Genomic DNA, 5,429 nt, shown 5'->3' with positions numbered 1-5,429 from the left:
GGCGGGTGAGCCTTCCTCCGATGCCGACCCCGCCGCCGGAGAGCCCACCACAGGACCCTCGGCAAATCCCGCGCCAAAGCCCGCGGCCGCGTCAACCAAGACAACAACGACAGTAACCAAGACCACGGTCGCCAAGGCCTCCAAGCCTAAAACCGCAACCGCGGCCTCCACGTCTCTCCCCAAGACCAGCGACAACAACATGATCGCCGCTTCCTTAACGCTTTTCATTCTGGGGACAGTGCTCCCGGCTGCTGTATATCGTTGCTAAGACCCCGTTTATGCGAAACCAGGGGAGGGATGAATGCAGCTATTACAGAAGTATTTAGCCTTCTACTGAATCAAATTTCTTAGAGATTGGTGCCGTATCAGCTATCGCTGCGACGGCACTATTTTGTTTAGCTCGACTGCCTCTCGATCTATTACCGATGTTGAGCCTTACACCCCATCTGCCAGAGCGATAAGATAATTGCAATCCAAATGATGCCGTTTATAAAGCTCCATTTGGATCCAATTGCCTATATCACTGGAGCCATACCATGAGGAACTACTATCAAATCAAAACCGTCGCATCGGCCCCTCCAAGAAGGCTCATCCCGATCGGAAAAGTCGTCAGCGCTGCTGGTCTTGTATTGGCAATTGTCAGTCTCTTTTACGCTCTGCCATCGAGTGCCAACATATATGGCTCGCTTTTTTACTTTCTTACTTATTGGCTTGTTCTTTTTTGTAGACGGGCTCCTTCTTGTTATTACAGCATCAAAGCAACAAGAGAAACTACTGCGGCTACGCCAATCCCTCCTAGAAGATGATCCGCAAATCGTCGCAAGCGCCGAAGAGTTTATGGCTCAGCGAAAGGCCCTGACACAGAAAGGCGAAATTACTGGCATCTTCATTGTCCATAATGCAACCAAAGATCTGTACTACGTAGGCCAAAGCGCAAAGGCAATTGATCGGGCGGCCATACAGTTTCTCGGTAGGGGCAATTGCGATGTATATGCCGACTACAAGTACGGTGACTCATTCAACGTACGAATAATCCCGCTGTCGGGAAGCTGCTACGAAAGTCTCAATGAGCTAAAACGCGCGGCGATACAAGCGCTCGAGGCTGCTGATGAAGTGCTCTATTAAAGGCGAATGTTAGGTTAAATGAAATGGCAAGCTCAAATAACGCAGGCAACAACGAGGAATTAACGCCGTCCGTCGAAGAAACGCTTCTTAACGAATCCGGCTCGATTGCCAGGGTCAAATCGTTCTCATGGATCTGGTTTATCAACAAGGAACGAATCCACGACATAGATCCCTTCCAATGCGGCAAATGGATGTTCTTCTTCTCTCCATTCAAAACCGCCCTCATGAACGACATTGTCGGAACCGCAGTTCTTGATGGCGTCGTCGTAGAAGCCAAATACTCGAATCCCGAAACGCTCATCGCGGCGGGCTCCAAACAAGGTGTCTGTTGCTTTTACCTAAACGGTAACGATAGAGAAAGCCATATGAGGGTACTGAGATACATGCTGGAAAACGGGCTGATCAGGAAGACAAAGACCGGAAAGCTTTATAACATTTCGTTCAAGTTTGACTCTGAGACCTATGCAGGAAAGTACAAGGGGAGCGGCTTCTGCGGAAAGATAAAGCTCGCGGACTTCGTTGACCTGGAGACGGGAGAATTTATCTAGGACAGCGAACGGAGTGATGAACTCTGCTTATGCTAGGCTTTTATTGCTAACCCCATGATCAACGCACCGCGACGGTTATCATGTCAAAAAGACACTGAAGTGTGAAATAGCTTAAATCTCAGTAATACAAATAATCAGCAGTTCAGGTCTTATGGGAATAATTCAATTCGCATCACGTTGCATCTAAGCGGCTGTTTATACTTGGATATAAACACTAAGGAGGCAGCAATGCTTTGGAGCTATGTTCAGCTAGATGACGGCACTCAGTTTGCCTACTCAGAAACACGAGACGACGGGACCGTTCGCGTAGCCGTCGAGCGCCCGGTTGATTTTGGTTTTGACCATGCAGAATGCTTTCTACCTGCGGTCAAATGGTTTAACGTCGAAGGATTTTCTAATGACGATCTGGATTTTTTGACCGAGTTCGTTAGATCAAACGCTCCGTTTATCTTCGAGCTTGCAGAACGGCAAAAAGCTGGACCGGCGGTGGCATAATGCCTCGAATTCTTGTTTTTGGACAGTATGTTCTGTTCTTTTGGATTGCGGAAAACGGAGAACCCGTTCACATCCATGTAGGGGTAAAGAGGGCGGCAGCTAATTCGACTAAGTTTTGGCTCACTAAAAATGGCGGATGCACAGTTGCGAACAACGAGAGCAAGATTCCGGCTAAGGATCTCAGGGATCTTTCAAAACTAATCACCATGAACCATCGGTACATTTGTGACAAGTGGCGCGAAACCTTTGGTGATGATTCCCTGACATTCTATTGCTAAACCGCAATTGAGCCATGATTACACTTGTCAACTCATGATTGCCGATGTCGACGGGCGGGTCCTTCCCGTTACGCCGCTGGTGCTCCAGTCGTACTTTCCGATAGCCCGGAACCCAAAGACAACCAGCACTACGCCTGGATCCAGGACCTTGTTTCCGGAAACCGCACGCGAGCAGAACTCGCCGACGAGCTGCGCCGCGGTTGCGTTGTGGACACGGGCTACCCGTCGCACGTATAAAATCAAAGCATCCACACGCCTGTCATTATCTTGATTGGAAGCCATATGGAGATCCCCAGCACCCTGTGCAGCAATGTGTACGACTTCGCGTTTTGCCCCGAGCCCTGTTACGAGCGCTTGGCCGACCTCGCTGATCCCGAGGACTGGGGTCCCTGCAACCGCATTCTCAAGAACTACCTGTCGTTTTCGTTTAGCCGCGCAGTATTTTTGACCGAGCGCGACGTGGACCAGACCGCGCCGTCCAACCTGCCGCTGGTGTTCGACGACGACCGATGCCTGTTTAACACCGGCCTGTACACGCGCCGCTACGAGACCATCTACGGCCTGTTTGAGCCCAACACCAAGCCCGACGCGCGCCAGCGCTGGTTTTTGAAGGGCTTCTTTAAGGAGAGCGACCCCATGCTGGTCTCGTTTGAGTACCTGCCGTGCCGCGTGCGCTTTGCCGAGGACCCCTCCGAGCTTGTCTTTGACTACCGCCTTCCCATCCGCTCCAACATCGACCACATTCTGGGCGACGAGGAAAACCTTACGCGCATTCCCGCCAGCCTGATGGGGGAGGGCAACTCGCTGCTGCTGCGCCGTGCCTTTGAGGGAGCCGTCGTCGAGGCCGCCCGCCGCGCCGCAGCCAACTACACGCTCGCGGTGCCGCAGTTCTACGGCGGCCGGATCCAGCTGCTCTTGCCGCTGTGCCTTACCGGAGACAAGCCCGAGCTAGCGCTGACCATCCAGCGCGAGGACGGCTTCTACGCCGCGCGCACCTGCCTCACACTCGATATGGCCTACAACAACGCGCGACTTATTTGCCGCCCCGAGACCTCGTGGATTAAACGATAAAGGGTGGTTAAGCTGCGGGTTTGTTGACTGACCGGGTTGAAACGGTGTGACTTGCTCCCACGAATTTAAAATCGGGGGCAAAAAGTTCTTGGTAAACCACGTGCGGCTATGTTAGTATCTCTTTTGCCGAAAGGCGACGGGCGATTGGCTCAGGGGTAGAGCATATCCTTCACACGGATGGGGTCACAAGTTCGAATCTTGTATCGCCCACCATCTAAAGTACAGGTCAGAGGTGTTAAGCCTCTGGCCTTTTTCTTGTTGACACCAAAATCGAAGCGAAGTTACCTAATGCGTTTTATGTTACGCAGTTCACCTTAGGTGTCGTCATTGCTCATTTTGCACAATGCATCTGCGTTCATTCATTGAATTCCCTGCGTAATCTATGTTCAATTGTGGAGACAGAGGTCACTGGCTCACAGCTCGTACCAGCACGTTTATGCCTATGGCGGCTTTTCAACAGATTGCGTCAAGCTTTTGGTCAGTGTTTGGTCAGCTTCCCGTACTTATCCGCATGATGCCCCGGCAGATAATCGGCCATGCCCGCAATCCGCACGGCCCGCAGCCGAAACCAGGGGAGGCCCACATGGACGAGATCGTCTGCGCAAACACCGCATTCCGTTACTGGCGCTGCCCACCGCAGGTTCGCGACCTCTATCCACGCCTGTCTAATTCCGAAGACGGCTGGCGAACTCTATCCCAAGGCCCTTTCATAACCGACGTCCTCAAGACCCCGATTATTACCACGACGGAGCCTGGTGGCGTTAACTACCATTCAGGATTACGGACAACAATCCATTGTGGAGACGCTTCTGGGGTGGACAGTACACTAGAAACAGCGCTGGGCTTTAGGGTAACCAATCCGCTTGCAACGTTGTTTACCATGGCGCGTTTTGTGTCTCAAACCGATCTCGTCCTTGCCATGTACGAGTTCTGTGGGTGGTTTTCCGTCTTTGAACCCACCGCTGCAGCCGAAGAAGAACTGATCAAGGCCGATGACACCGCTCAAGATTCCACGACCGAATCTCTCTTTGAACTAGATGAGAGCCAAGACGAAGCGCAATGGAAACGCGTTTATGCGCGCGAAAAAGTTAAAGAGCAGGTAAATGCAAAGGGAACAATCGTCCAAAAGAAGACGAAAGAGATCACGAAGCTCAAAGGCACTTCGCTCTGGATGAGGAGGCCGCTTATCGAATTGCACGAACTTCATGAGTACGCCAGGAAGATGAAAAGCCGTAAGTGGGGTGTTAAGTTCTATAACGCCGCACGGATGGTTACGGGTATAGCGGCCTCCCCGCTAGAAGTAGCGGGAATTCTATTGCTGTCGCTTCCTCGCTCCCGCGGCGGTGCCGGCTTTCGAAACGTTTTCGTGAATGACCTTACGCCGCTTACCGCATCGGCGCAGATCATTGCAGGGCAAAAAGTCTGCTACGGGGATATCGTGATCGTAAATCCAACCTTAATGAAGGCAGGCATCGTGGAGATTCAGGGAGAGGTCATCCACGGATCAGGCGCCGTGCTCGACCACGATGCCAAACGCATGACAGCGCTGCAAAGTATGGGGTATGACGTCTTCCTGGTTACGCACGACATGCTTAACGATGCCGAGCAGCTTGATGCGATCGTGAGAAGTCTTTGCTCGCGCTTGGAATTACGCTATAGGTGCAAAACTAAGGCGCAAAAGGCGACGGAAATGGAGTTGCGAGCCAACGTACTATGCAACTGGCTGGAAATCGGTCGTTAGACGGGTTCCTTGCTCACTTCCGGGCGCCCTCGGTCGGCTGCCCGCGATGCCGCCGCCACGAAACCGGCCCATCTACTACGTTTAAGCCCGACCCCTCGACCATAACCCGTATTTCGCAAAAACCGCAGGCCGTCTACCTGCACTGATAATTGTTCTCGGGGGAAGCGGGCA

At 52.3% G+C, this 5,429-nt stretch carries 7 protein-coding genes and 1 tRNA gene; 7 read left to right on the top strand and 1 reads right to left on the bottom strand.

Annotated elements, in window-relative coordinates:
- Window positions 1-228: hypothetical protein (locus DXC52_RS10320; protein ID WP_233504933.1), on the bottom strand; the 228-nt coding region annotated here is incomplete at its 3' end.
- Between the two features lie 450 nt (window positions 229-678).
- On the opposite strand from DXC52_RS10320, the gene DXC52_RS09715 reads away from it, so the two are divergent.
- The 7 genes from DXC52_RS09715 to DXC52_RS09680 all read left to right on the top strand — a co-directional run bounded on the left by DXC52_RS09715 (window position 679) and on the right by DXC52_RS09680 (window position 5,258).
- Window positions 679-1,125 carry a GIY-YIG nuclease family protein gene (locus DXC52_RS09715; protein ID WP_117747087.1) on the top strand — a complete coding sequence of 149 codons (447 nt, stop codon included), beginning with the start codon at window positions 679-681 and terminating at the stop codon, window positions 1,123-1,125.
- Between the two features lie 23 nt (window positions 1,126-1,148).
- Complete coding sequence (locus tag DXC52_RS09710) at window positions 1,149-1,673, top strand: hypothetical protein (RefSeq protein WP_117747086.1); 525 nt, start codon at window positions 1,149-1,151, stop codon at window positions 1,671-1,673.
- Between the two features lie 228 nt (window positions 1,674-1,901).
- Window positions 1,902-2,168, top strand: a complete 267-nt coding sequence (locus DXC52_RS09705; RefSeq protein WP_117747085.1) for a hypothetical protein — start codon at window positions 1,902-1,904, stop codon at window positions 2,166-2,168.
- Window positions 2,168-2,446 carry a DUF4160 domain-containing protein gene (locus DXC52_RS10435; RefSeq protein ID WP_117747084.1) on the top strand — a complete coding sequence of 93 codons (279 nt, stop codon included), beginning with the start codon at window positions 2,168-2,170 and terminating at the stop codon, window positions 2,444-2,446. The genes DXC52_RS09705 and DXC52_RS10435 overlap by 1 nt, the downstream gene beginning before the upstream one ends.
- A 282-nt stretch (window positions 2,447-2,728) precedes the next feature.
- Window positions 2,729-3,517 carry a DUF3825 domain-containing protein gene (locus tag DXC52_RS09690; RefSeq protein WP_117747082.1) on the top strand — a complete coding sequence of 263 codons (789 nt, stop codon included), beginning with the start codon at window positions 2,729-2,731 and terminating at the stop codon, window positions 3,515-3,517.
- A 138-nt stretch (window positions 3,518-3,655) separates the two neighbouring features.
- Window positions 3,656-3,730, top strand: a tRNA-Val gene (locus DXC52_RS09685).
- Between the two features lie 370 nt (window positions 3,731-4,100).
- Entirely contained in the window at window positions 4,101-5,258 is a 1,158-nt protein-coding gene (locus DXC52_RS09680) for a hypothetical protein (RefSeq protein WP_147330622.1), read from the top strand.
- Window positions 5,259-5,429 lie beyond the last annotated feature (171 nt).

This window comes from Collinsella sp. TF05-9AC, from assembly GCF_003438495.1.
GTDB lineage: Bacteria > Actinomycetota > Coriobacteriia > Coriobacteriales > Coriobacteriaceae > Collinsella.
This window is presented reverse-complemented; position numbering and strand designations above follow the sequence as displayed.

Coding starts and splice junctions, on each gene's coding strand:
- DXC52_RS10435 (WP_117747084.1), top strand. CDS start 2,168: ATGCCTCGAATTCTTGTTTTTGGACAGTATGTTCTGTTCTTTTGGATT.
- DXC52_RS09690 (WP_117747082.1), top strand. CDS start 2,729: ATGGAGATCCCCAGCACCCTGTGCAGCAATGTGTACGACTTCGCGTTT.
- DXC52_RS09705 (WP_117747085.1), top strand. CDS start 1,902: ATGCTTTGGAGCTATGTTCAGCTAGATGACGGCACTCAGTTTGCCTAC.
- DXC52_RS09680 (WP_147330622.1), top strand. CDS start 4,101: ATGGACGAGATCGTCTGCGCAAACACCGCATTCCGTTACTGGCGCTGC.
- DXC52_RS09715 (WP_117747087.1), top strand. CDS start 679: ATGGCTCGCTTTTTTACTTTCTTACTTATTGGCTTGTTCTTTTTTGTA.
- DXC52_RS09710 (WP_117747086.1), top strand. CDS start 1,149: ATGGCAAGCTCAAATAACGCAGGCAACAACGAGGAATTAACGCCGTCC.